Raw genomic sequence first — 24,041 nt, forward strand, 5'->3', positions numbered from 1 at the left:
GCGGCACCCTGACCCTTTTCGGTGACCGGCCGGTCACCGTCGGTCCAGGAACAGGAGCAGTGCGATGACGGGCGGCCCGGTACTCGCCGTCGACCAGGGCACCTCGGGCACCAAGGCCCTCGTCCTGTGTCCGGAGCGCGGAGTCATCGGCAGCGGGACGGCCCCCGTCCGGCCACGCCACCTGCCGGGCGGCCTGGTCGAGGTCGACCCGCGTGAGCTGTACGACTCCGTGGTCGCCGCGGGGCGGGCCGCGCTCGCCGAGGCGGGCACGCCGGTGGTGGCGGTGGGTCTCGCCAACCAGGGCGAGACCGTCCTCGCCTGGGATCCCGCCACCGGTGCGCCGCTCACCGACGCACTCGTGTGGCAGGACCGCAGGGCGGCCTCCGTCTGCGCCGGACTCGGCGCCCACGCCGAGCGGTTGAGGCACCTGACGGGCCTGCCGCTCGACCCCTACTTCGCCGCGCCGAAGATGGCCTGGATCCGCCGCCACGCCACCGGCGCCGGTGTCGTCACCACCAGCGACGCCTGGCTCGTCCACCGGCTCACCGGCGCCTTCGTCACGGACGCGGCGACCGCCGGACGGACCGGACTCCTCGACCTCGACACGGTCGCCTGGTCGGAGACCGCCCTCGACCTGTACGGCCTCGGCGGCGAGCGGCTCCCCCGGGTCGTGGACTGCGACACGCCGGTCGGCACCACGAGCGCCTTCGGCCCGCCGCTGCCGCTCACCGGCCTCCTGGTCGACCAGCAGGCGGCGCTGCTCGCCCAGAGCGCCGACGACCCGGCCGCCGCCAAGTGCACGTACGGCACGGGAGCCTTCCTCCTCGCGCAGACCGGTCCCGAACCGCGGCGGGCCGCCTCCGGCCTGGTCAGCTGTGTCGCCTGGCGGCTCGGCGGTCAGGTCGCCCACTGCCTGGACGGTCAGGTGTACACGGTGGCGTCGGCCGTGCGCTGGCTCACCGACCTCGGTGTCCTCGCGGGGGCGGAGGCGATCGACCCGGTCGGCGGCGCGGTGCCGGACAGCGGCGGCGTCACCTTCGTCCCCGCGCTCGCGGGGCTCGCCGCGCCCTGGTGGCGGGGCGATGTGCGCGGCTCGCTCACCGGCCTCGGTCTGGACACCACCCCCGGTCACCTGGTCCGCGCCCTCTGCGAGGGCATCGCCGCGCAGGTCGTCGAACTCGCCGGGGCCGTCGCGGCGGACCGGGGGGCGCCCCTCACCTCGCTGCGCGCCGACGGCGGCCTCACCCGGTCCGCGCTGCTCATGCAGACGCAGGCGGATCTGCTGCAACTACCCGTCGAGGTCTCCTCGTCGCCGGACGCGACAGCGCTCGGCGTGGGCGCGGTGGCCCGGCTGGGACACGAGCCGGGGCTCACGCCGAGCGAGGCCGTACCGGAGTGGAAGCCCGCAGCCGTGTACGAGCCCCGGATCCCGGCCGACGAGGCCGCCGCGCGCCTCGCCCGGTTCCGTGCCGAGGTGGCGGCGCTCGTCGACCGCGCGGCGGCTTCCGAACCCCAAGGCGCCCCTGCCACTGCCTCCGGCCCCGGCCCCGGCCCCGGCCCCGCATGACCGTCACCCGCACGGGTCCCCTGCCCCCGGGCGCCGACGCCTCGACGTACGACGTGGTGGTCGTCGGCGCGGGCGTCGTCGGCTGCGCCATCGCCCGTACGCTGGCCCGCCATCCGCTGCGGGTCGCACTCGTGGAGGCCGCGGACGACGTCGGCGACGGCACCTCCAAGGCCAACACGGCGATTCTGCACACCGGTTTCGACGCCACGCCCGGCACCCTGGAGGCCCGGCTCGTCCGCGAGGGACACCGGCTCCTCTCCGCGTACGCGGGGGAGGTCGGCATCCCGCTCGAACCGCTCGGTGCCCTCCTCGTCGCCTGGGACGAGCGGCAGCAGGCGGCCCTCCCCCGGCTCGCGGAGAAGGCAGAGCGCAACGGACACCGCACGACGCGGCTCCTGTCCGCCGTGGAACTCCGCGTACGCGAACCGCATCTGGGTCCCGGCGCGCGGGCCGCGCTCGAAGTACCGGGCGAGGCGGTGATCTGCCCGTGGACGACCACCCTCGCGTACGCGACCCAGGCCGTCCGCTCCGGGGTGGACCTGCACCTGAACTGCCGGGTGGAGAAGGTGCGTCCGGGCGACCCGTACCACCGGCTCGTCACCCGGCGCGGGGAGCTGCGGACCCGCCACCTCGTCAACGCCTGCGGCCTCCACGCCGACGCCTTCGACGCGCTGCTCGGCCGCGAGGACTTCACCGTCACTCCGCGCCGTGGCCAGCTGCTCGTCTTCGACAAGTTCGCCCGCGACCTGGTCCGGCACATCCTGCTGCCCGTGCCGGGCCCCCTCGGCAAGGGGGTGCTCATCACGCCGACGGTGTACGGGAACGTCCTGCTCGGGCCCACCGCAGAGGACCTGGAGGACAAGACCGCCACCGGCACCACGGCGGAGGGACTCGCCGGGCTCCGGGAGCAGGGCGGCCGGATCCTGCCCGCCCTCCTCGACGAGGAGGTCACGGCCGTCTACGCGGGCCTGCGGGCCGCCACCGGGCAGGAGGACTACCGGATCGCCGCCCATCCGGCGCTCCGGTACGTGACGGTGGGCGGGATCCGTTCCACCGGACTCACCGCCTCCCTGGCCATCGCCGAGCACGTACGCGGGCTGCTCGCCGACTGCGGACTCGATCCGGGTCCCGAACGGCCGCTCGCCCGGATCCGGATGCCGAACCTCGGCGAGGCCTCCGACCGCCCGTACCGCGACGCCCGGCTCATCGCCCGCGAGCCGGACTTCGGCTCGATCGTCTGCCACTGCGAGCGGGTCACCCGGGGCGAGATCCGGTCCGCGCTCACCTCGACGATCCCGCCCGGAGGCCTCGACGGGTTGCGGCGGCGCACGCGCGCGCGTGGCGGCCGGTGCCAGGGTCAGGACTGCGGCGCCGAGGTGCGGGCCATGGTCGAGGAGTACGGGGAGGGCGCCCGGTGAACCGTACGGTCGACGTGCTCGTGGTCGGCGCGGGACCCGCCGGGCTCGCCGCGGCGGCCCGGCTCGCGGCCGCGGGCGCGGGCCGTGTCGAGGTACTGGAACGGGAGCGGGCCGCGGGCGGGGCGCCGCGGCACTGCGCCGGGCCCGGGTTCGGGGCGGACGCCCTGGGCCGGCCGCTGGACGGCCCGGCCTACGCGCGGCGCGCGGTGCGGGCGGCGCTACGGGCGGGGGCCACCGTCCGTACCGGAGTGTCGGTCACGGGCTGGGCGGGGCCCCTCACCCTCGACGTCACGGCCCCGACCGGGCTCGAACGCGTCCGGGCCCGCGCGGTGGTCCTGGCCACCGGGGCGCGCGAACGGCCGCGCAGCGCGCGGCTCGTGCCGGGTTCACGGCCCGCAGGGGTGCTGACCACGGGCGAACTGCAGCGGACGGTGCTGCGGTTCGGTCCCCGCGCGGAGTACATCGGGCGGCGGGCGGTGGTCGTCGGCGGCGACGAGCCCGTGACCCGTGGCGCCGTGCGCTCCCTGCGCGCGGCGGGGGTGGAGGTGGCCGCGGTCGTCAGCGAACTCCGGGTGCGGCGGGGCGCCTTCGGGTCCGTTCCGGTGCTGGGCGGCACGGTGGTGACGGAGGTCGTCGGGCGCGGCCGTCCGTCCGGGGTCGCGATCCGGGGCGAGGACGGCCGCACGGCCACGCTGCGGTGCGACACCGTGGTCTTCACCGGCGACTGGATCCCCGACCACGAACTCGCCCGCGCCCGCGGGCTGCCGCTCGCCCCGGGCACGCGGGGGCCCGCGACGGACGGCGCCTTCCGCACCGCCGAGCCCGGTGTCTTCGCGGCCGGCAACCTCCTGCGCGGGGTGGAGCCGGCCCAGGCGGCCGCCGCGGAGGGGCGGGCGGCGGCGGTGGCCGTGCTCGAACGGCTGGCGGGACGGCCCTGGCCCCTGCGCCGGGTGCCGGTAAAGACGGAGGGGCCGCTGCGGTGGGTGTCGCCCGCGCTCCTCGGCCCGGAGGCCGTCCCGCTCCTCGTCCGTCCGGAGCGCCGGCTCGTCCGTCCCGTCCTGACCGTCGCTCAGGACGGCGTCCCGCTGCGCCGGGAACGACTGGGCGGGTCGCCGGCGCCCGGGCGTTCGCTACGGCTGCCACCCCGCTGGACGACCGGTGTGGATCCGGCGGGCGGCCCGGTGGTGATCAGCGCGGCGGAATGAGGCGGAGGCGTGCACCGGGGGCGCTCGGAGCCGGTTGTGCGCGGCTGCGGCCGGAAGGCCCTTCGGCCACACTGGGCGGCATGCCGGACAAACGCAGCGCAGGCCTCCTGGTGTTCCGCCGTACGCCGGGCGGCGGTGTCGAGGTCCTCATCGGCCATATGGGCGGGCCCTTCTGGGCCTCTCGCGAGCAGGCCGCCTGGTCGATCCCCAAGGGGGAGTACGAGCCTGACGAGGACCCGGAGGCGGCGGCACGCCGCGAGTTCCTGGAGGAACTCGGCCTTCCGGCCCCGGACGGCGCGTGGTTCGACCTCGGCGAGTCCCGGCAGCGCAACGGAAAGCTGGTGACCATCTGGGCCGTCGAGGGCACTCTCGACACGGCGGCGGTCGTGCCCGGCACCTTCACCATGGAGTGGCCGCCCCGGTCGGGCGTCCAGGCCGAGTTCCCCGAGATCGACCGGGTGGGCTGGTTCACCCCCGAGGCGGCCGCTCCCCTGCTCGTCGCGGGGCAGCGGGTCTTCCTCGAACGGCTGGTGGAGCACCTGGACGGCCGGGGCTGAGCACGATTGTCAGACCCGTACGAGAGGGTGGTCAGCGCCGAACTGTCGAGAGGGAGCCCGACATGACCACGATCACCGCCAGCGAGCGCGCGGCCGCCCAGGCGTACCTGCGGCTGCTCGAATCCACCCAGGCCGTGCTGACCGATCCACAGCTCGCCCCGTACGCGGGGGTGATGCTCACGAATCCGATGGCCGAGGCGGACGAGGCGCTGCGCGCGGCCGGTCTCGCGGGGAACGAGGACCGGCTGCTGCGGCTCGTCTCGGCCCTGCGGACCTCGCCCGCGACCGCCTGGGGGCACGCCGGTTGAGGCCGGGACCCCCGCGGGCCGGCTGCCGTCAGCCTGGCCGGCGGCCGTCAGCCGCCCGGCCGGACCGGGAGCGTGCGGACGCTGTTGCCGACGAAGCCGGAGTGGCGGGGCAGCTCGGACTCCGGGACCGCCAGATCCAGGTCCGGGAAGCGGGTGAAGAGCGCTTCCAGGGCGACGGCGGCCTCCATCCGGGCGAGCGGGGCGCCCAGGCAGTAGTGGGGGCCGTGGCCGAGCGACAGGTGCTTCACCGCTCCGGCGCGGGTGAGGTCGAAGCGGTCGGCGTCCGGGCCGTGGGCCTTCGTGTCCCGGCCAGCCGCCGAGTAGCCGGCCAGGACGGGGGTGCCCCGGGGGATGAGGGTGCCGTCGACGGTGAGGTCGCGGGTGGGGTAGCGGAACGGGAAGTAGCTGACCGGGCTGTCCCAGCGGAGGGTCTCCTCCACCACGTCCGCCCAGTCGGCGCGGCCCTCGGTGACCAGGGCGAGCTGGTCGCGGTGGGCGCAGAGCGCCCGGACCGCGTTGGTGACGAGGTTCAGGGTGGTCTCGTGGCCCGCGATGATCAGCAGGAGCAGGGTGCCGATCAGCTCGGGCTCGCTGAGCCGGTCGCCGTCCTCGTCCCGGGCGGCGATGAGGGCGCTGGTGAGGTCGTCGCCGGGGGCGGCGGCCTTGTCGCCGGCGATGGCGGCGAGGAGTCCGAGGAGTTCGCGGTTGGCGGCGACGGCCCGCGCGGGCTCGGTGTCGGTGGCGACGACCAGGCTGGAGAGGTGGTGCAGCCGGTCCTGGTGCGCGGGGTCGACGCCGAGGAGTTCGCAGATGACGCCGAGGGGCAGCGGAAGCGCGTACTGCCGGCGCAGATCGGCGACACCGTCCCCGCTCCGGGCTGCCTCGGCGAGTCCGTCGAGGAGGGCGGCCGTGACCGCCTCGACGCGCGGGCGGAGCGCCTCGACGCGGCGGGCGGTGAAGGCGCTGCTGACGAGGGCGCGCAGCCGCCGGTGGTCGGCGCCGTCGGCGGTGGTCATGCCGGGGACGGTGGCGAAGGTCCGTAGCGGCCAGCCGTTGGGTATGCGGCCCTCGGTGAGGGCGGTGAAGTGCTGGGCGCCCTTGGCGACGTCGGGGTGGGAGAGGAAGTCGCGCAGGGCGTCGTGGCCGAGCACCGCCATGCCCTCGATCTCTCCGGGCAGGATCACGGGTGCGACGGCGCCCTCGGCGAGCAGCCGGGCGTTCCGCGCGTGCGGGCAGCCGCCCGCCGGGTCCATCCGGTGCGGCGGCCGGCCGGTGGCGGCGCTGTGCGGCGGTGTGCTCACGGCGGGAACTCCTGACTGCGGGGAGGCGGCGGGGGCGGTGGCGCTCGGTCCCGTGGGGCCGTGGAATGCGTGGGGCCGTGGAATGCGTGGGGCCGTGGAATGCGTGGGGCCGTGGAATGCGTGGGGCCGTGGAATGCGTGGTGTACGCGGGCGGTCAGATCTTACGGTCAACCCCGTTCCGGGCGGGCGCGGTTGCCGTGGGCGTCGCACGCGCCGACCGGTCCCGGGGACGCGCTCGGAGAATGGTGCGGGCGATGCGGGCGATGCGCGAGGGCCGTCGTCCCTCGGACGGAGGCCGTACCACCCGGGCGGCTCACGACGCGCCGCCGTACGCCACGGCCGCTACGCCGGTCGGCGCACTCCGATCTGCGTGTCCCGCGCCTCCTTCCTACGGTGGCTGAATGATCGTCACGTCAGCTGTCCGTCATGCCGCCGCCGGTACCGCGGCGGTGCTGTTCGTGCTGCCCGTTCCGGTGGCCACGGCGTCCCCCGTCACCTCGGCCCAGTCCCTCACCACGGCGCGGTCCTCCTCCGTCGGGGAGCCCACGCCGCCCGCGCGGCAGTACGTCGACCGGGCCCGGCTCGCCCGGAAGGGCACCCAGGTGCAGCCGTTGGCGGGCGCGCCCGCGGTGCCCTCGGTGTCCGCGCTGTCGTGGGTGGTGGCGGACGCGTCCTCGGGCGCGGTGCTCGCCGCGCGGAACGCGCACCGGAAGCTGCCGCCGGCCAGCACCCTCAAGGCGTTGTTCGCCCTCACCGCACTGCCCCGTCACGACCCGTCCACGCAGCACACCGTGGCCGATTCCGAGCTGACCGGGATCGGGGACGGCAGCAGCCTGGTGGGGGTGAAGGAGGGGTACACGTACAAGGTCTCGGACCTGTGGAACGGCGTGTTCCTCAGTTCAGGGAACGACGCGGTGCACGTGCTCGCCGCGATGAACGGCGGCTGGGAGTCGATGGCCCGGCAGATGCAGGAGAAGGCCAGGTCCCTGGGCGCCCTCGACACCCATGTGGTGTCCCCCGACGGTTACGACGCCCCGGGGCAGGTGTCCTCCGCGTACGACCTGGCGGTGTTCGGCAGGGCCGGGCTCCAGGACCCGGAGTTCACGCGCTACTGCTCGACGGCGTACGCGGACTTTCCCGCGGGCTCCTGGTCGTACGGCATCGCCAACACCAACAGGCTCCTGACGGGAGCGGACGGCGTGGCCCGCTATCCGGGGCTCATCGGGATCAAGAACGGCTACACGAGCAACGCGGGCAACACGCTCATCTCCGCCGCCCGGCGCGGCGACCGGACCCTGGTCGTCTCGGTGATGAACCCGCAGGGCGGCGGCGGGCTCGCCGTCTACGAGGAGGCCAGGGAGCTCCTCGACTGGGGCTTCGAGGCGGCGGGACGGGTGCAGCCGGTCGGCTCCCTGCTGCCGGTACGGGCGAAGGCGAAGGAGCCCGGGGAGGCGCGGGCCGTGACGGCGACCCGTGACGGCGGCGCCGGGGCCGACGGCCGGGCGCCCCTGGCCGGTGCGGAGGCGGCGTCCGCTCCGGGCAGGAGGTCCCCGGAGGAGGAGCCCGCGGGCCCGTCGGCCGGCCTGCCGCTGACTCTGGTGGGCTCGGCGTGCGCCGCCGCGGTCGCCCTGTGGGGGTGGCGGCGCAGAACGGCCCGGCGCGCCTGACCCCGCACCGGGGTGGCGTCCACCGGGTCGTGCCGACGACGGTTCGGCGGGCGCCGCACGGTCCGGCTTCTAGTCTGCGGGAACTCCGTCCGGGAGCGGCCCGGGCGGCCTACCCGGGGAGTGACGTGATGACGGACCGCACGCTGACGGCGGACGACGGTACGCCGAAGGGCGGCCGGGTGCCGACGGCCGGGATGCCGGCGGACGTGGCGCCGGTGACGCGTTCGACGTCCCTGCTGCTCGCCGAGCGGTTCCGCGAGGTGAACGGCGACCATCCGATGACGGAGGCCGACGACGCGTACGTCACCGCCCAGTTCGTCCCGCTGGACACGCTGTGCGCCGATCACGGCGAGGACCCCGACGAGGTCCGGCGGCTGATGCTCGCGGGGCTGCTGCCGCTGCCCGGCTATCTGCGGTCGGACGGCGCCGAGATGGTCCCGCGCGATCTGTTCGCCCTCGCCGGCGCGGCGGGCGGGGTGGACCGGTTGCAGGCGTGGTTCACCGACCACTGGGAGGACCCGGCGCAGGGGGCGGCGGAGTGGGCGGCGTACCTGAGCGGCCGGTACGTCTGTCTGCACGCGGTCACGCCGGAGAACATCCTCACGAAGGAGCGGTTGACGGCGGAGATCACCGCGAGCCTCGCGGCGGCCGGCGCCGACCCCTCGCCGGAGTGGCGGGCCGCCCTCCACGCGCGCGTGGACGCGCTCGACGCCCTGGAGCCGGCCTTCACGGCGTACGACCGGCTCCGCTTCGGCGGGCCCGTCTCGCGGGACACCTGTGTGGACGCGCCCCGGGCGCTCTTCCCACCTGCCGCCGCCCCGTCCCGTCCACCTCGCTGAGGGGCCGGGAGGCGGACGGCGCCCCCGGCGGCCGAAGCCACCGGGGGCGCCGTGGGAGTCGGGGGCCGGTCAGGCGCCGACGTACTCCGCGAGGTGTTCGCCGGTGAGGGTCGAGCGGGCCGCGACGAGGTCCGCGGGGGTTCCCTCGAAGACGATCCGGCCGCCGTCGTGGCCCGCGCCGGGACCGAGGTCGATGATCCAGTCTGCGTGGGCCATGACCGCCTGGTGGTGCTCGACGACGATGACCGACTTCCCCGCGTCCACGAGCCGGTCGAGCAGTCCGAGCAGCTGCTCCACGTCGGCGAGGTGCAGACCGGTCGTGGGCTCGTCGAGGATGTAGACACCGCCCTTGTCGCCCATGTGCGTGGCCAGCTTGAGCCGCTGGCGCTCGCCGCCGGACAACGTGGTCAGCGGCTGGCCGAGGCTGAGGTAGCCGAGGCCGACGTCGGCGAGCCGGGCGAGGATGCGCTGCGCGGCCGGGGTGGCCGCCTCGCCGGAGCCGAAGAACTCCTCCGCCTCGGTCACGGACATCGCGAGCACCTCGCTGATGTCGCGGCCGCCGAGGAGGTAGGCGAGCACGGACGGCTGGAACCGCTTGCCCTCGCAGTCCTCGCACGTGGAGGAGACGCCGGCCATCATCCCGAGGTCGCTGTAGATGACGCCCGCGCCGTTGCACGTGGGGCAGGCGCCCTCGGAGTTGGCGCTGAACAGCGCGGGCTTCACGCCGTTGACCTTCGCGAACGCCTTCCGGATCGGGTCGAGCAGTCCGGTGTACGTCGCCGGGTTGCTGCGGCGCGAGCCGCGGATCGGGCTCTGGTCGACGGACACGACCTCCTCGCCCTTGGGGATCGAACCGTGTACGAGGGAGCTCTTGCCGGAGCCGGCGACCCCGGTGACGACGGCGAGGACTCCGAGCGGGATGTCGACGTCGACGTCCCGCAGGTTGTGCGTCGACGCGCCCCGGATCTCCAGGACGCCGGTCGGCTTCCGGACCGCGTCCTTGACGGCGGCCCGGTCGTCGAGGTGGCGGCCGGTGACGGTGTCCGCGGCCCGCAGCCCGTCGAGTGTGCCCTCGTAGCAGACGGTGCCGCCCGCGGTACCGGCTCCGGGGCCGAGGTCGACGACGTGGTCGGCGATCGCGATCGTCTCCGGCTTGTGCTCGACGACGAGCACCGTGTTGCCCTTGTCGCGCAGCTGCAGCAGCAGGTCGTTCATCCGCTGGATGTCGTGCGGGTGCAGTCCGACGGTGGGCTCGTCGAAGACGTAGGTGACGTCGGTGAGCGAGGAGCCGAGGTGCCGGATCATCTTGACGCGCTGGGCCTCGCCGCCGGACAGCGTGCCCGCCGGCCGGTCGAGGGAGAGATAGCCGAGGCCGATCTCCACGAACGAGTCGAGGGTCAGCTGGAGCGCCGTGAGCAGCGGCGCCACCGACGGGTCCTTGATCCCGCGGACCCAGGCGGCGAGGTCACTGATCTGCATCGCGCAGGCGTCGGCGATGCTGATCCGCTTGATCTTCGACGCCCTGGCTCCTTCGGCGAGGCGGGTGCCGTCGCATTCGGGACAGGTGGTGAAGGTGACCGCCCGCTCGACGAAGGCCCGGATGTGCGGCTGCATCCCCTCCTTGTCCTTGGCCAGGAACGACTTCTGGATCCGTGGGATCAGCCCTTCGTACGTCATGTTGATGCCCGCGATCTTCATGCGGGTGGGCTCGTGGTGGAGGAAGGCGTGGAGTTCCTTCTTGGTGTACTTGCGGATCGGCTTGTCGGCGTCGACGAGGCCCGACTCGGTGTAGAGGCGGTAGTTCCAGCCGCCCGTCGTGTAGCCGGGGATGGTGAGCGCACCCTCGGCGAGCGACTTGGAGTCGTCGTAGAGCTGCGTGAGGTCGATGTCGGAGACGCTGCCCCGGCCCTCGCAGTTCGGGCACATGCCGCCGGTGCGGTTGAAGGTGGCCTTGACGGCCTTCTTGTTGCCGACCTCGACGGTGATCGCGCCGCTCGCCTTGACCGAGGGGACGTTGAAGGCGTACGCGCTGGGCGGGCCGATGTGGGGCTTGCCGAGGCGGCTGAAGAGGATGCGCAGCATCGCGTTGGCGTCGGTGGCGGTGCCCACGGTGGAGCGGGGGTCGGCTCCCATCCGCTGCTGGTCGACGATGATCGCCGTGGTCAGGCCGTCGAGTACGTCGACCTCGGGCCGGGACAGGGTCGGCATGAAGCCCTGCACGAAGGCGCTGTACGTCTCGTTGATCAGCCGCTGCGACTCCGCGGCGATCGTGTCGAAGACGAGGGAGCTCTTGCCCGAGCCGGAGACGCCCGTGAACACCGTGAGCCGGCGCTTGGGTATCTCGATGCTGATGTCCTTGAGGTTGTTCTCGCGCGCGCCGTGCACACGGATCAGGTCGTGCCGGTCCGCCGGATGCGGCGGCTGCTCGTCCTTGGGGGCCTTGCTCATCGTCTTCTCTCCAGCGGTCGCTCACGGGCTGAATCACGGACGTGCGCGAGGTGTCGGGTCCACTGTCGACCGCTCGCGGTGTCCATGGCAGTCACGCTAGCGGCGGCCGGTCGCCGACGCTTCTCAAATCCTGATCGTCGGTCCTGATCGTCGTCCGCGATCCTGATCGCCGTCGGCGGGGTTCAGGCCCCCGGCAGGCCCTCCAGGGTGTGCCGGGATCCGGGGCGACCGCCCGCCACATGGCGCTCGGCGGCCTGGACGGCCTCTCGGGCGGTGCGTTCTCCCATCAGGACGCACAGGGTGTACGCCGTGTCCTCGAAGCGCCGCCGCGCCGACAGGTCGCACGGCCTGGCGAGCACGGTCCGCTCCTGGGCGCGGTAGTGCCGGAGCAGCCGGTCGACCGTGTTCCTGTCGGGCAGCAGCATGGTGTCCTCCTGGCTGGTGAGTCGCTTCATAATCCCGGTCGTCGACGACCCTCGCGACCCGCACGGACACGAAGCGTGACAACTCTGGGGAGCGGCCTCCGGCCCGGCGGTCCCGAGCACCGCCCGGGGTGCGCTTCCGCCGCCCATGGCGGAGGGTCGAAGACATGAACCCGAAGGCGATTTCGCGGGTGGTCGTCACCGGCGCCACCGGCAACGTGGGCACGAGTCTGGTCCGGGTCCTGGCGGACGAGCCGCGCGTCGGCTCGGTCCTGGGACTCGCCCGCCGCCGGCCGGGCCTCGACCTCCCAGGGGTCGAGTGGGCCGAGGTCGACCTCTCACGGGAGGGCGACGAGCCCCTGCTCGCGCGGCATGTCGCCGACGCGGACGCCGTCGTGCACCTGGCCTGGCGGTTCCAGCCGACCCATGACCCGGTGGAGACCTGGCGGTCGAACGTGCTGGGCTCGGTGCGCGTCTTCGACGCGGTCGCGGCGGCGCGCGTGCCGGTCCTGGTGCACGCCTCCTCGGTGGGGGCTTACTCCCCCGGCCCGCCGGGCGGCGCGCCGGTGTCCGAGGCGTGGCCGACGCACGGCTGGCCGGGCGCCGCGTACACCCGGGAGAAGGCGTATCTGGAACGGGTCCTCGACACCTTCGAGCGGGACCATCCCACGACCCGGGTGGTCCGGATGCGTCCGGCCTTCCTCTTGAAGGAGGAGTCGGCGAGCGAGCAGCGGCGGATCTTCGCGGGGCGCTTCTTCCCCGGCACGCTGATGCGGCCCGAACTCCTCCCGCTGATGCCGGAGTTCGACGGTCTGCGGATCCAGGTCATGCACACGGAGGACGCCGCCGACGCCTATCGGCGGGCGCTGCTCCGGGACGTCCGGGGGCCGTTCAACCTGGCCGCCGAGCCGGCGCTCGACGCGGCGACCCTGGGCGAGCTCTTCGGGGCCCGGCCGGTACGGGTCCCCGCGGGCGCGGTGCGGGGCGCCCTGTCGGCGGCCTGGCACCTGCGGCTCGCCCCGGCCTCGCCCGGGCTCTTCGACGCGGTGCGGCACATCCCGCTCCTGGCGACGGAGCGGGCGCGGCGCGAGCTGGAATGGGAGCCGTCGCACAGTTCCCTGGACGCCCTGGAAGCGTTCCTGCGCGGAGTCCGCGCGGGTGCGGGCGACGACACGGCTCCCCTGGCGGGCCACCGCGTCGGCTGACCCGATAGGCGGCCGGCTGCCCGTGGAGCCCGGTGGAGTCGCCCGCGCCGACGGGACGGCCCGTCAGGGAGCGGTGGCGGTCGGCCAGTCGACGAGCCGGATCGCCGCGCCCGCGGCCTCGCGGCCGCGGCAGTGGGCACGGTGGCGCCGTAGGACCGCGTCGATGTCGAGGCGGCGGGCGAACTCCGGGCGGGCGGCCATCCGCCGGGCGTACGCCCACAGGGAGCCGTACCCGGCGACCCGGTCCATGGCCGTGGCGTCCAGGTGCCAGCGGTGCACGGTGTCGAGCTGGACCAGGGTGACCCAGACGTGCACGTCGGCGGCGGTCGGCGTCTCGCCGAGCACGTACGGGTGACGGGCGAGGCGGCGTTCCAGGGAGCCGAGGGCCGCGAAGAGGACGTCGAGCGGGTCGCGGTGGGCCGCGTCGCCGTCGAGCCCGAGCTCTCCGGCCCGCTGGGCCGCCCTGTTGACGCTCCGCTCGCACAGGTCCGCTATCGCCTCGATGTCGTCCCGGTGTTCCTCGGGCAGCAGCTCGGGCCCTTCGCCGCGGAAGCGGAGGGCGAGGTCCCTGAGGATGTCGGGGACGTGGGTGCTGACGATCCTTCCGGTCCACCCGTCGCTGAGGACGGGCGCGGCGGCCGGGCCGTCGTAGAGGTGGGCGCTCGCCTCGTAGAGCGGGCGGAGCGCGGCGTACCCGCCGTCGGGCGTGTCGGGGGTGCCGGGCAGGACGGTGAGCGGGAGCGTGTCGTCGAGTCCGAGGAGGCCGTGGGTGAGCGCGATGCTCAGACAGCCTGGGTCGGACGGTGCGACATGGAGGCGGTAGCGGTGCGGCACGGCGTAGTGGCCGCTGTGCTCGTCGCGGCCGATCCGGCCGCGGAAGACGGGCACGGCGGAGGCGGGCAGGAGCGAGGACGGGACGACGGACATGCTTCTCCCTTGATGGCGCGCGGTGCCGGGTCGGGCGGCGCGCGGAGCCCGGTCGCGGCGGTGCGACGGCGGGTCGGGGCGCGGGGCCCGGAGGCAGCAGGGGTACGGCGAGGAGAGACGGACAGGCGTCTCAGCGAGTGGTACGGACGCCCGGGTGTGAGCGGCGACTCGCGGCGCTGCAGACCCGCAGCAGATCGATGTGGCGGCGGGAGGTAAGGGGCAGGGAGCGCGGGAGGGGTGCGGCGGGTGAGGTGTTCCGCCGGCCGCTGCGCACCATGGTTCCCTACCTGTTCGCTCGGATTCCCGTCCTGAGTGTCCGACCGGTCTCCGGCGGCGTCAAGGGTGCGGTACGGGCGATCTCGTGGTGGGCCGTACGGGATAATGCGCCCATGCGCATTTCAGCCAGGGCCGACTACGCGGTGCGTGCCGCCCTCCAGCTCGCCGCCGCCCAGGACGCGGGGCCGCTGAAGGCCGAGGCCATCGCCGAGGGCCAGGGCATCTCGCACAAGTTCCTCGAGGGCATCCTCGGGGACATGCGCAAGGGCGGTCTGGTGCAGAGCCAGCGGGGCGGCAACGGCGGCTACTGGCTGGCCAGGCCGGCGGAGTCGATCTCGGTCGCGGACGTCATACGCTGCGTGGACGGCCCCCTGGTCTCGGTCCGCGGGGAGCGGCCGCCGGACCTGTCGTACACCGGCCCCGCCGAGTCGCTGCTCACGTTGTGGATCGCCCTGAGGGCCGGTGTCCGCGAGGTGCTCGGGGTCTCGCTCGCGGAGGTGGCGGCGGCACAGCTGCCGGCCGGGATCGTCGCGCTCGCGGACGACCCGGAGTCCTGGACCAACCCCTGAGCCACCGGCCCCCGTGGTCAACCCCGCGAGGCTGCGGGAACCCTGACGTGATCTCAGAGAGCAAGACGAGCACGTCCACCCATTGGACGCCCCTTGGGACCCGGCGAACACCTCTGCCACTATCCCTACTATTCCAGTGGGAATACTAGGGATCATGTGAGGTGACGTGAGCACGCCGAGGAAATCGCCGAAGAGACCCGCGACACGCACCACCTCCGCACCGGTCGGAGGGCGGGGCGCCCCGCCCTCCGACGGCCCCGCACGCCGCGCCGACGACGAGATCTGGCCCCGCGTCACCCGAGAACTCGCCGACGACCTCGCCGTCGACGCCCTCGCCAGGGACCGGGCCGGCAAGGCCCCGTTCGACGAGGTCGCCCGGCTCCAGGAGGCCGGCCTGCCCGCCCTCCTCACGGCGCCCGGCCCGAACCGGCGGGGCGCCGACTGGGGGGCCGCGTGTGCGGTCGTACGGGAGATCTCCGCCGCCGACAGCTCGGTGGGCGAACTCCTCGCGCACCACTACGCGCTGTCCTGGAGCAGCCGCTTCTTCGCCCCCGCGCCGGAGCCGGCCGCCGGCCGCCGCGGGACCGGAGGAACCGGCACCGCACCCTCCGCGCCCGCGGCGGGACCCGCGCTCGACGTCCGTACGGCCGAGGAGCACTGGCTGCTCGCCGGCGGCGTCGAACCGCCGCGCAACGAGGCCGGACCCGGCCTGACCCTGGCCCCCGCCGCCTCCGGCGGCGGGTGGTTCCTCGAAGGGAGCCGCACCTTCTCCTCCGCGGTGACCGTCGCGGACCGGCTCGTCGTCGGCGCCCGCCCCGGCGGCACGGGCGACCTGCTCGTCGTCCTGGTGGACCCGGCAGGGCCCGGGGTGTTCACGTCCGCAGCGCCGGACCGGGTCGGGCAGCGCCTCGCGGGCGCGGGCACCGTCACCTTCGACCGGGTCGCGGTACCGCCCGAGGACGTCCTCGGCGCCCTCCCCCACGACGAGCACGACGTCGCCCCCTTCACCACCCTCGCCCCGCTCGCCCTGCGTCTGCTCCTCGTGCAGGTCGGGCTCGGCATCGCCGAGGGGGCGCTCGCGGAGGCCCGGGACATCAGCCGGGCCGGCCAGGCGGGACCGGCACCGGGAGGCCACCCGGCCGGCCGTCGCGGAGGACTGCCGGACGCGGACGGCCCCCTGCCGACCGGGGCGGGGGACGATCCGTACCTGCTCCTCGCCTACGGGGAGCTGGCGACGGCGGCGCACGCCGCCGCCGCGGTGGTGGAGCGGGCGACGGACGCCCTCGCCCACGGTCTGCTCGCCGGAGCGTCGCTCGGCGTGGAGGAACGGGCCGACATCGCCGTCCTGGTGGCGGCGGCAGAGACCGTCACCGGCCGGGCGGCCGTCCACATCACCACCCGCGTCCTCGAACTCGTCGACGGTACGGCGGGCGCCGACACGCACGCCGGCGGCCCGGGATTCGACCGCTTCTGGCGCAACGCCCGCGCGCTCACCGCGCCCACACGGGCGGCCCACCGGCTCCGTGACATCGGGGACCACTACCTGAACGGCACCCACGCGCGGCTCACGCTGCCGGTCTGAACCGGGCGGACCGGCATGTCGGGACCTCCGGCCCTCTCATCGGCCCGCCGAATGGCCCAAGCTGGGAGGAGAGGGGCCCGCCCCACCGGAGGGCCCGACACCTCACCCACGGAGGAAGTCTGATGAGTCGTGAGATCGTCGCAGGAGTGGACGGCTCCCCCGAGAGCCTGGCGGCGGCCGACTGGGCCGCCCGCGAGGCCCTGCACCGGGGTCTCCCGCTACGGCTCGCGCACGCCTGGCGCTGGGAACCGCTGGACCTCCCCCTGGTCCAGGACCGCGCCGACCAGGATCACGTCGCGGACGCGGTCGTGCGGGAGGCCGAGGCCACCATCGCCGGCCGCTACCCGGGACTCGCGCTCTCGGCCGAGGTCATCGGCGACACGCCGGTCGCCGCGCTCCTGAGCACCGAGGAACACGCCGAGATGCTCGTCATCGGCTCGCGCGGGCACGGCGCGGTCACCGGATTCCTGCTCGGTTCGTACGGGCAGCAGATCATCGCCGGGGCCACCCGCCCGGTGGTGGCCGTCAGGTCCCGCGACGGCGAGCCGGCCGAACCCCCCACCGGACACGTGCTCGTCGGGCAGCTCGGCAGCCCGGAGGACAGCGCCGCAGCGCTGGGCTTCGCCTTCGAGACGGCCGCCGCGCGCGGGGCCTCCGTCCGGGCCGTACGCGCCTGGAGCCTGCCGCCGCTGTTCGCGTACAGCCCGCTCTCGATGCGGCTCGCCGACGACGCCGGCGGGCTCGTCCCGTACGAGGAGAAGGCCCTGAGCGACGCCCTCGCGCCCTGGCGCGAGCGCTACCCGGACGTGCCGGTCACCGAGCACGTCGAGCTGGGCAGCGCGGGCCAGGTGCTCCTCTCCGCCTCGGGGGCCGCCCAGCTCCTGGTGGTCGGCCGGCGGGCCAAGCGAGGGGCCGTCGGGCCGAGGATCGGCTCCGTGGCGCACGCGGCGCTGCACCTCGCGCCCTGTCCGGTGGCGGTCGTGCCCCAGGGCTGAAAGGGTTCGTGGAGACCCGAACGGTCTCGTCGGTCGACACGCGCGGTCGACGCGTCAACGTGACGCGTCACGTTGACGCGTCACGTTGACGAGGAGTGTCGGGGCGGCCGGGGCCGGAAAGAGTTACCGCCGTCGCCCCGGTGGCTCTCCCCAGCGCCGGCCCGTCCGGCGGCCACGGCGAGAGAGCGGAGCTCCATGCGGCACCACGACCGTCACGGTCACCCCCACGTCCCGGACCACGACGCGCCGCGGGAGGAGCCCGCCGAGCGTGGCGGCCACTCCGACCCGGCGGCGCGTACGAACGGCCGGCACCGCAGAGGCCGCGTGGCACGGCGCCTCCGGCTCCGCCGCCCCTCGTTCCGCGCCGCCGTCCTCACCGTCGGAACGACGGCCGCCGCCCTGACGGTCGCGACCGGGCTGTACGTGGCCTCCCCGACCTCCACCGGCACCACGGCCGCGACCGGTTCCGGCGCCGTCACCCCCACCGTCGCGGAACCGGAGACGGAACCGAAGTCCGAGCCCGAGCGCCCGCCGGCGCGACAGGCCGTGCGGCCGCAGGAACAGCGGCGGGAGCAACTGGCCGCGCAGGCCCCCGCGGGAAAGGCCGCCCGATACGTCAAGGACGTCCTCGCCCTCGTCAACGCCGAACGGGAGCAGGCCGGTTGCGGGCCGCTCCGCGCCGAGAAGCACCTGCGGGCCGCCGCCCAGGGGCACGCCGACGACATGTCCGCCCGGGACTACTACGGCCACGCCAGCCCGGAGGGCCGTGACGCGGGCGACCGGATGAGCGGCGCCGGGTACACGTGGTCGACCTGGGGGGAGAACATCCACCGCGGGACGACGACCCCCGCCAGGACGGTGGAGGACTGGATGGAGAGCCCCGGTCACCGGGCGAACATCCTCAACTGCTCCTTCGAGGACACCGGCGTCGGGGTGGCCCTCACGGCCAACGGCCCTTGGTGGGTGCAGGACTTCGGCGCCAGACGTTGAGCGCCCGGCCGGTGCTCAGGAGGCGGGAGCGGCCAGCTTCTGCACCCAGACCGTGCCGTCGGGGCCCGGCGCGGAGGCCACTCCGGTGTCGCGGTAGCGGCAGTCGAGCATGTTCTCCTCGTGCTGCGCGCCGTCCCTCCAGTCGTCGACGACGGACGCCGGGTCGGACCTGCCGCGGTCCAGGTTCTCGGCCCAGGCGCTCCAGTCGTAGCCGGCGGCGGTGATCCGGGCGTCCGCGAAGTCGCCCTCCGGGCTGGCGTGGCCGTAGTAGCCACGCGCCGCCATGTCGCGGGCGTATCCGCGGGCCGCCTCGGTGAGGCGCGGGTCGATCCGCAGCGGCGCGCAACCTGCCTGCGTCCGGAGCCGGTTGACCAGTTTGGTGAGGCGTTCCTCGGCGGTCGGCGGCGGAGTGGGGCGGGCGGTGCGGCGGGGCGCCGGCGGGGTGGTCGTGGGGGCGGGCGCGGCGACGGTGGCGGCCGGTGCGGGGGTCGTGGGTGCCGGGGTGCGGGTCGCGGGTGGGGCGGCGGCCGGCGCGGCGGGCGTCAAGCGGGTGTGCGGTTCCTCCGGTACGAGGAGGGCGGCCGCGCCGAGTACGACGAGGACCGCCGCTCCGGTGATCCCGGCGCGGCGGAGCGGTGTCGCGCGGGCTGGGGTCTCGATGGCGACGGGTCCGGGCCCTTCGCCGCCCCCGGCCGCGAGGGCGTCGCCGTTCCCGGCCGCGAGGGAGACCGGTTCGAGGACGTCGCCGTTCCCGAAGGCGACGGCGAGCGGGGGTACCAGGCCGATGCCGACGAGGAGACCCTCGACGGGGGCGAGGCCGCGGCGGCCCGTCACGCGGGCGGTGCAGGCTGCGCAGGTCCGCAGATGGCGGGCGACGCGCTTGCGCCAGAGCGGGGAGGGGCGGCCGTCCCAGGCCGTGACGGTCTCGGCGAGGGCGGGGCACATCGGCAGGGCGTCGAGGGCGCGGACGACGGCCCGGCCGGTTTCGAGGCGTTCCTTCATCCGCTGGACGCGGACGGCGGCGTGCTGCGGGGAGATCCCGCCGAGGCCCTCGGCGAGTTCGGCGCGGGTCAGTTCCCCCGCAGCCTCCAGCCACCACAGGGCGAGGAGTTCGCGGTCGTCCTCGTCGAGCCAGCGGGTGGCGCGGGCCACGTCGCGGCGCTGTCCTGAGAGGCCGAGCCGGAGGATGGTGACCTCGGTGAAGTCGCCGTCCGGATCGGCGAGGTCCGCGGCGTGGTCGAGGCCGGGCACGGGTGCCTGCTGGCGTTCGCGCCAGCGGCGCCGTATCCCGTTCATGGCGATGGCGACGAGCCAGGAGCGGAAGCGTGCCGGGTCCCGGAGACCGGTCAGGCCGTCCAGGGCGCGGACCATCGTCTCCTGGACGATGTCGTCGGTGTCGGCGTGGCCGTCGAGGGCCCGGCCGACGATGTTGTGGACGAGGGGCAGGTACGCGCGTACCAGTGCGTCCCTGGCGTGCGCGTCACCGGCCCTGGCCGCCTCCACCAGTGCGGTGGTGCGGCGCTCGTCGCTGTGCATGGATCTGCTCCCTCGTCCCTGCTCCGGGTCCCCGTCGTCAGGAGACCCGTGGGCGGGAGAGGGATAACACTTTCACACCGGTGGTACGGGCACGGACGGGACCGTGGCCCTGTTGCCCTGCCGGACGGCTTCCACGACGGCGTCGTGGAAATCTCGGCTCTCCTCCTCCGTCGCGCACGGAACGGGACTGCCCGACATGGTGAACCAGTCGGACGCGCCGCTGTACTGCACGGCCACGCGTGCTTCGCCCTCGGCCCAGGTCGTGTGCACGGTCACATCGCCCGTGAGAGCGCCGGCCTCGTCGGTCAGCACCCCACCTCGCCCGGTGTAGACACCGGCGGTCGTCCAAGATGCCCAGCTCATCCATCCAGGTTCACACCCGAACGGCGGATGCGCCACCGACGGGACCGCCCCGGCCGGAGGAGTTCCGGCCGGGGCGGTTCGGTACGCGCGCCGGTCAGGCGAGGGACGCGACGGCCTGGTTGAAGGTGGCGGACGGGCGCATCACGGCCGCGGCCTTGGCCGGGTCGGGCTGGTAGTAGCCGCCGATCTCGGCCGGGGAGCCCTGGACGGCGTTGAGCTCGTCGACGATCTTCTGCTCGTTGGTCGAGAGGGTCTCGGCCAGCGGGGCGAAGGCCTTGGCCAGCTCCGCGTCGTCGGTCTGGGCGGCCAGCTCCTGGGCCCAGTACAGGGCGAGGTAGAAGTGGCTGCCGCGGTTGTCGATACCACCGAGGCGACGGGTCGGCGACTTGTCCTCGTTGAGGAAGGTGCCGGTGGCGCGGTCGAGGGTGTCGGCGAGGACCTGGGCGCGGGCGTTGCCCGTGGAGGTCGCGAGGTGCTCGAAGCTGGCGGCCAGGGCGAAGAACTCGCCGAGGCTGTCCCAGCGGAGGTAGTTCTCCTTGACGAGCTGCTGGACGTGCTTCGGGGCGGAGCCGCCGGCGCCGGTCTCGAAGAGGCCGCCGCCCGCCATCAGCGGGACGACCGACAGCATCTTGGCGCTGGTGCCCAGCTCCAGGATCGGGAAGAGGTCGGTCAGGTAGTCGCGCAGGACGTTGCCGGTGACCGAGATGGTGTCCTCGCCGCGGCGGATGCGCTCCAGGGAGAACTTGGTGGCCTCGACCGGGGACAGGATCCGGATGTCCAGGCCCTCGGTGTCGTGCTCGGCGAGGTACGTCCTGACCTTGGCGATCAGCTGGGCGTCGTGGGCGCGGTTCTCGTCGAGCCAGAAGACGGCCGGGGAGCCGGTGGCGCGGGCGCGGGTGACGGCGAGCTTGACCCAGTCCTGGATGGGCAGGTCCTTGGTCTGGCAGGCGCGGAAGATGTCGCCCTCGGCGACCTCCTGCTCCAGGACGACGTTGCCCGCGGAGTCGACGAGGCGGACGGTGCCGGCCTGGGCGATCTCGAAGGTCTTGTCGTGGGAGCCGTACTCCTCGGCCTTCTGCGCCATGAGGCCGACGTTCGGGACGGAGCCCATGGTCGACGGGTCGAAGGCGCCGTGGGCGCGGCAGTCGTCGATGACGACCTGGTACACGCCGGAGTAGCTGTGGTCCGGGAGGACGGCGAGGGTGTCGGCCTCCTGGCCGTCCGGGCCCCACATGTGGCCGGAGGTGCGGATCATGGCCGGCATCGAGGCGTCGACGATGACGTCGGACGGCACGTGCAGGTTGGTGATGCCCTTGTCGGAGTCGACCATCGCCAGGGCGGGGCCCTCGGCGAGCTCGGCCTCGAAGGAGGCCTTGATCTCGGCGCCCAGGCCGTGCGGGACGGCGTCGAGGCCGTTCAGGACGGTGCCGAGGCCGTCGTTCGGGGACAGGCCGGCGGCGGCGAGCACCTCGCCGTACTTGGCGAAGGTGTTCGGGAAGAAGGCGCGCACGACGTGGCCGAAGACGATCGGGTCGGAGACCTTCATCATCGTGGCCTTGAGGTGCACGGAGAAGAGGACGTCCTCGGCCTTGGCGCGGGCGACCTGCTCGCTGAGGAAGGTGCGCAGGGCGGCGGCGCGCATGACGGCGGCGTCGACGACCTCGCCGGCGATGACCTTCAGCGGCTCGCGGAGCTCGCTGGTGGTGCCGTCGGCGGCGGTGAACTCGAAGCGGAGGGTGTCGTCCGCGGCGATGACGGTGGACTTCTCCGTGGCGGCGAAGTCGTTGTCGCTCATGGTGGCGACGTTCGTCTTCGACTCGGGGGTCCAGGCGCCCATGCGGTGCGGGTGGGCCTTGGCGTAGTTCTTGACCGAGCCGGGGGCGCGGCGGTCGGAGTTGCCCTCGCGCAGGACCGGGTTGACGGCCGAGCCCTTGATCTTGTCGTAGCGGGCGCGGACGTCCTTGTCCTGGTCCGTCTTCGGGTCGTCCGGGTAGTCCGGGAGGGCGTAGCCCTGCGCCTGGAGCTCGGCGACGGCGGCCTTGAGCTGCGGGATGGACGCCGAGACGTTCGGCAGCTTGATGATGTTGGCGCCGGGGGTCTTGGCCAGCGCGCCGAGTTCGGCGAGGGCGTCGGCGATGCGCTGGCCCTCTTCCAGGTACTCGGGGAAGACGGCGATGATGCGGCCCGCGAGGGAGATGTCCCGCGTCTCGACCGAAACGCCGGCCTGCGAGGCATACGCCTGGATCACGGGCAGGAACGAGTACGTCGCCAGGGCGGGCGCCTCGTCAGTGTGGGTGTAGATGATGGTCGACTCAGTCACCAGGGTGCTCCGCTCCACGTCTGCCTATGCGAGATTGCTCGACATCAAGATATCTCGTGATCGTGGTCCTCGGTAAAGGGGCCCACGAGCTCGCCGTCCCCGGGCGCTCCGGCGGCTTCCACGAAGGGGCCGCCGAGGCGGTACGGGCTGGGGGCGCCGTCCAGCTCGACGCGGCGGAGCAGTCCGAGCAGGAGCAGTCCCGTCGCGGCGGTCACGCCCGCGGCGAGCGCCTGGCCGCAGCGGTGGGCGAGCCGCAGCTCGGCCGGGTCGTAGGGGGCGGTGGCGGGCAGGGCGAGGGTGTCGCCGAGCAGCCAGAACCCGGCGCCGAGTCCGGCGGCGGCGAGGATGCCGAGGGGCACCGTCGCGGGGAGGCCGCGCAGGGCGGCTCCGCGCCGGGCGCCGGGACGCACCTTGCCCTTGCGGGCGAGGAAGGCGAGGAGGCCACAGTGGACGGCGAGGACGACCAGGGCGGCGGCGATGACGTCACCGGGCCGGTGCCGGCCGGCCGCGATGGTGTGGGCGCCGACGGCGACGGCCCAGAGCGTGCCGGCGCCGACGGCGAGGCCGCGCAGCCGGTAGGGGACGACGAGGGTGAGGCCGAAGGCGATGCCCAGGGCGAGCGTGGTCTGGGCGCTGGGGAAGCCGCTCGGGACGAGCGCACCGCCGGTGTCGAGGAGCCGGGGGCGGGGCGCGTACCGCTGGAGCAGTCCGGTGACGGCGAGCGCGGTGACGACCGCTCCCGCGGCGGCCCCGGTGAGCGCGTACCGCTTGCGTATGAGGCCGACGGCGAGCAGCAGGACGCATCCGGCGACCAGGGAGACGGTGGTGAGCCCGGCGAGTGAGGGGTGCTCGCGGAGCAGGGTGGCGGCGGCCGTGTCGGCGCGCCGGCCGGTCACGGCGGCGTCGCCCCAGCGGCGGCCGGTGGCGGTGAGCACGAGGCCCGCGTAGACGACCGTGAGGACGAGGACGGCCCCGAGGCAGGCACGCCGGGTCCGGGTGCGGACGCGGGTGATGAACGAGCCGGCCGCCTCACCTGCCACGGCGGCGTACCACCAGGTGTCACCGGTCTCCAGCGGCCTCTGCGAGCCGCCCGCGCGGTACCTGTCGTAGGAAGCCATGCCCCGATTCGAACCCACACCCGGCGGACCCGCCCGCTGGACGCACCCGAACGACACGCCGAGGCTCAGAGGTCCTGGCGCGGGCGCTGGGCGAGGACCAGGAGGACGAGGCCGCAGACGAGGGCCAGGACGGTGACGACACCCAGGCCGGTGCTCACGGCCCGGTCGTCGGCGAGCTGTCCGGCCGCCTGGAACGCGAACGCCGCCGCGAACGCCAGCTGGCCCCAGCCGTGCGGCGCCGTCCGGTACACGCGCCGCCGCTGCCACGCCACGATCCAGCCGGTGCGCAGCGCCGCCACACCGGAGATCGCGAAAAGCAGCGCCAGCGCGCCGGGTATGACGACGTACCAGTCCATGGTGGCCCCTTGTCCTCCCGGCTCCCTGCCGGAACGCGGCGCGATCATGCCACAGCGCGATGACGCGAGGAG

21 protein-coding genes are annotated in these 24,041 nt (G+C 74.4%); 12 read left to right on the forward strand and 9 right to left on the reverse strand.

The window, feature by feature from the left end; genetic code table 11:
- The first annotated feature begins 64 nt into the window (after nt 1-64).
- The 5 genes from IO20_RS0109680 (at nt 65) to IO20_RS0109700 (ending at nt 5,055) form a co-directional block, all read left to right on the forward strand.
- On the forward strand, nt 65-1,567 hold the full coding sequence (locus IO20_RS0109680) for an FGGY family carbohydrate kinase (protein ID WP_078946020.1): 1,503 nt from the start codon (nt 65-67) through the stop codon (nt 1,565-1,567).
- Nucleotides 1,564-2,985, forward strand: coding sequence for an FAD-dependent oxidoreductase (locus IO20_RS0109685; protein WP_030550822.1), 1,422 nt, complete (start codon nt 1,564-1,566; stop codon nt 2,983-2,985). The genes IO20_RS0109680 and IO20_RS0109685 overlap by 4 nt, the downstream gene beginning before the upstream one ends.
- Nucleotides 2,982-4,190, forward strand: a complete 1,209-nt coding sequence (locus IO20_RS0109690) for an FAD-dependent oxidoreductase (protein ID WP_030550824.1) — start codon at nt 2,982-2,984, stop codon at nt 4,188-4,190. Before IO20_RS0109685 ends, IO20_RS0109690 begins: the two co-directional genes overlap by 4 nt.
- Before the next feature lie 80 nt (nt 4,191-4,270).
- Complete coding sequence (locus tag IO20_RS0109695) at nt 4,271-4,747, forward strand: NUDIX hydrolase (RefSeq protein ID WP_030550826.1); 477 nt, start codon at nt 4,271-4,273, stop codon at nt 4,745-4,747.
- A gap of 62 nt (nt 4,748-4,809) precedes the next feature.
- Complete coding sequence (locus IO20_RS0109700) at nt 4,810-5,055, forward strand: hypothetical protein (protein WP_030550828.1); 246 nt, start codon at nt 4,810-4,812, stop codon at nt 5,053-5,055.
- A gap of 47 nt (nt 5,056-5,102) precedes the next feature.
- On the opposite strand, the gene IO20_RS0109705 is transcribed toward IO20_RS0109700, so the two are convergent.
- Entirely contained in the window at nt 5,103-6,308 is a 1,206-nt protein-coding gene (locus IO20_RS0109705) for a cytochrome P450 family protein (protein ID WP_037635080.1), read from the reverse strand.
- 449 nt (nt 6,309-6,757) lie between these two features.
- Between IO20_RS0109705 and IO20_RS0109710 the strand changes: the two genes are divergently transcribed.
- Together IO20_RS0109710 and IO20_RS0109715 are read left to right on the forward strand one after the other, a co-directional pair.
- Nucleotides 6,758-8,023 (forward strand): D-alanyl-D-alanine carboxypeptidase family protein, encoded by a 1,266-nt coding sequence (locus IO20_RS0109710; protein WP_030550832.1) that lies wholly within the window; start codon nt 6,758-6,760, stop codon nt 8,021-8,023.
- A gap of 194 nt (nt 8,024-8,217) precedes the next feature.
- The gene (locus IO20_RS0109715; protein WP_051874509.1) at nt 8,218-8,862 is read left to right on the forward strand and encodes a DUF6058 family natural product biosynthesis protein; all 645 of its coding nucleotides are present in this window, start codon (nt 8,218-8,220) and stop codon (nt 8,860-8,862) included.
- Between the two features lie 69 nt (nt 8,863-8,931).
- On the opposite strand, the gene IO20_RS0109720 is transcribed toward IO20_RS0109715, so the two are convergent.
- On the reverse strand, nt 8,932-11,310 hold the full coding sequence (locus tag IO20_RS0109720) for an ATP-binding cassette domain-containing protein (RefSeq protein ID WP_030550836.1): 2,379 nt from the start codon (nt 11,308-11,310) through the stop codon (nt 8,932-8,934).
- 182 nt (nt 11,311-11,492) lie between these two features.
- Entirely contained in the window at nt 11,493-11,735 is a 243-nt protein-coding gene (locus IO20_RS0109725) for a DUF5133 domain-containing protein (protein ID WP_030550838.1), read from the reverse strand.
- A gap of 164 nt (nt 11,736-11,899) precedes the next feature.
- Between IO20_RS0109725 and IO20_RS0109730 the strand changes: the two genes are divergently transcribed.
- Entirely contained in the window at nt 11,900-12,937 is a 1,038-nt protein-coding gene (locus tag IO20_RS0109730) for an NAD-dependent epimerase/dehydratase family protein (RefSeq protein ID WP_030550841.1), read from the forward strand.
- Between the two features lie 63 nt (nt 12,938-13,000).
- Here the strand turns inward: IO20_RS0109730 and IO20_RS0109735 are convergent, their stop codons facing one another.
- Complete coding sequence (locus IO20_RS0109735) at nt 13,001-13,864, reverse strand: glutathione S-transferase C-terminal domain-containing protein (protein WP_030550843.1); 864 nt, start codon at nt 13,862-13,864, stop codon at nt 13,001-13,003.
- A 389-nt stretch (nt 13,865-14,253) separates the two neighbouring features.
- Between IO20_RS0109735 and IO20_RS0109740 the strand changes: the two genes are divergently transcribed.
- The 4 genes from IO20_RS0109740 to IO20_RS38015 all read left to right on the forward strand — a co-directional run bounded on the left by IO20_RS0109740 (nt 14,254) and on the right by IO20_RS38015 (nt 18,276).
- The gene (locus IO20_RS0109740; protein ID WP_030550845.1) at nt 14,254-14,709 is read left to right on the forward strand and encodes an RrF2 family transcriptional regulator; all 456 of its coding nucleotides are present in this window, start codon (nt 14,254-14,256) and stop codon (nt 14,707-14,709) included.
- 166 nt (nt 14,710-14,875) lie between these two features.
- A complete protein-coding gene (locus tag IO20_RS0109745; RefSeq protein ID WP_030550847.1) occupies nt 14,876-16,291 on the forward strand; it encodes an acyl-CoA dehydrogenase family protein in 1,416 nt (471 codons plus the stop codon).
- A 122-nt stretch (nt 16,292-16,413) separates the two neighbouring features.
- Nucleotides 16,414-17,286: a universal stress protein gene (locus IO20_RS0109750; RefSeq protein WP_030550848.1), complete on the forward strand. Its 873-nt coding sequence runs from the start codon at nt 16,414-16,416 to the stop codon at nt 17,284-17,286.
- 195 nt (nt 17,287-17,481) lie between these two features.
- Complete coding sequence (locus tag IO20_RS38015; protein WP_063761406.1) at nt 17,482-18,276, forward strand: CAP domain-containing protein; 795 nt, start codon at nt 17,482-17,484, stop codon at nt 18,274-18,276.
- A gap of 15 nt (nt 18,277-18,291) precedes the next feature.
- On the opposite strand, the gene IO20_RS0109760 is transcribed toward IO20_RS38015, so the two are convergent.
- The 5 genes from IO20_RS0109760 to IO20_RS0109780 form a co-directional block, all read right to left on the reverse strand.
- The gene (locus IO20_RS0109760) at nt 18,292-19,812 is read right to left on the reverse strand and encodes a sigma-70 family RNA polymerase sigma factor (RefSeq protein ID WP_031127056.1); all 1,521 of its coding nucleotides are present in this window, start codon (nt 19,810-19,812) and stop codon (nt 18,292-18,294) included.
- 72 nt (nt 19,813-19,884) lie between these two features.
- Nucleotides 19,885-20,175 (reverse strand): hypothetical protein, encoded by a 291-nt coding sequence (locus IO20_RS0109765; RefSeq protein ID WP_030555867.1) that lies wholly within the window; start codon nt 20,173-20,175, stop codon nt 19,885-19,887.
- A gap of 94 nt (nt 20,176-20,269) precedes the next feature.
- A complete protein-coding gene (locus tag IO20_RS0109770) occupies nt 20,270-22,495 on the reverse strand; it encodes an NADP-dependent isocitrate dehydrogenase (protein ID WP_030555866.1) in 2,226 nt (741 codons plus the stop codon).
- Nucleotides 22,496-22,539: 44 nt separating this feature from the next.
- Nucleotides 22,540-23,613, reverse strand: coding sequence for a phosphatase PAP2 family protein (locus tag IO20_RS36370; protein WP_030555865.1), 1,074 nt, complete (start codon nt 23,611-23,613; stop codon nt 22,540-22,542).
- A 65-nt stretch (nt 23,614-23,678) separates the two neighbouring features.
- Nucleotides 23,679-23,969 carry a hypothetical protein gene (locus tag IO20_RS0109780; RefSeq protein WP_030555864.1) on the reverse strand — a complete coding sequence of 97 codons (291 nt, stop codon included), beginning with the start codon at nt 23,967-23,969 and terminating at the stop codon, nt 23,679-23,681.
- Nucleotides 23,970-24,041: the final 72 nt, after the last annotated feature.

This window comes from Streptomyces exfoliatus, assembly GCF_000725545.1.
GTDB classification, from domain to species: Bacteria; Actinomycetota; Actinomycetes; order Streptomycetales; family Streptomycetaceae; genus Streptomyces; species Streptomyces exfoliatus.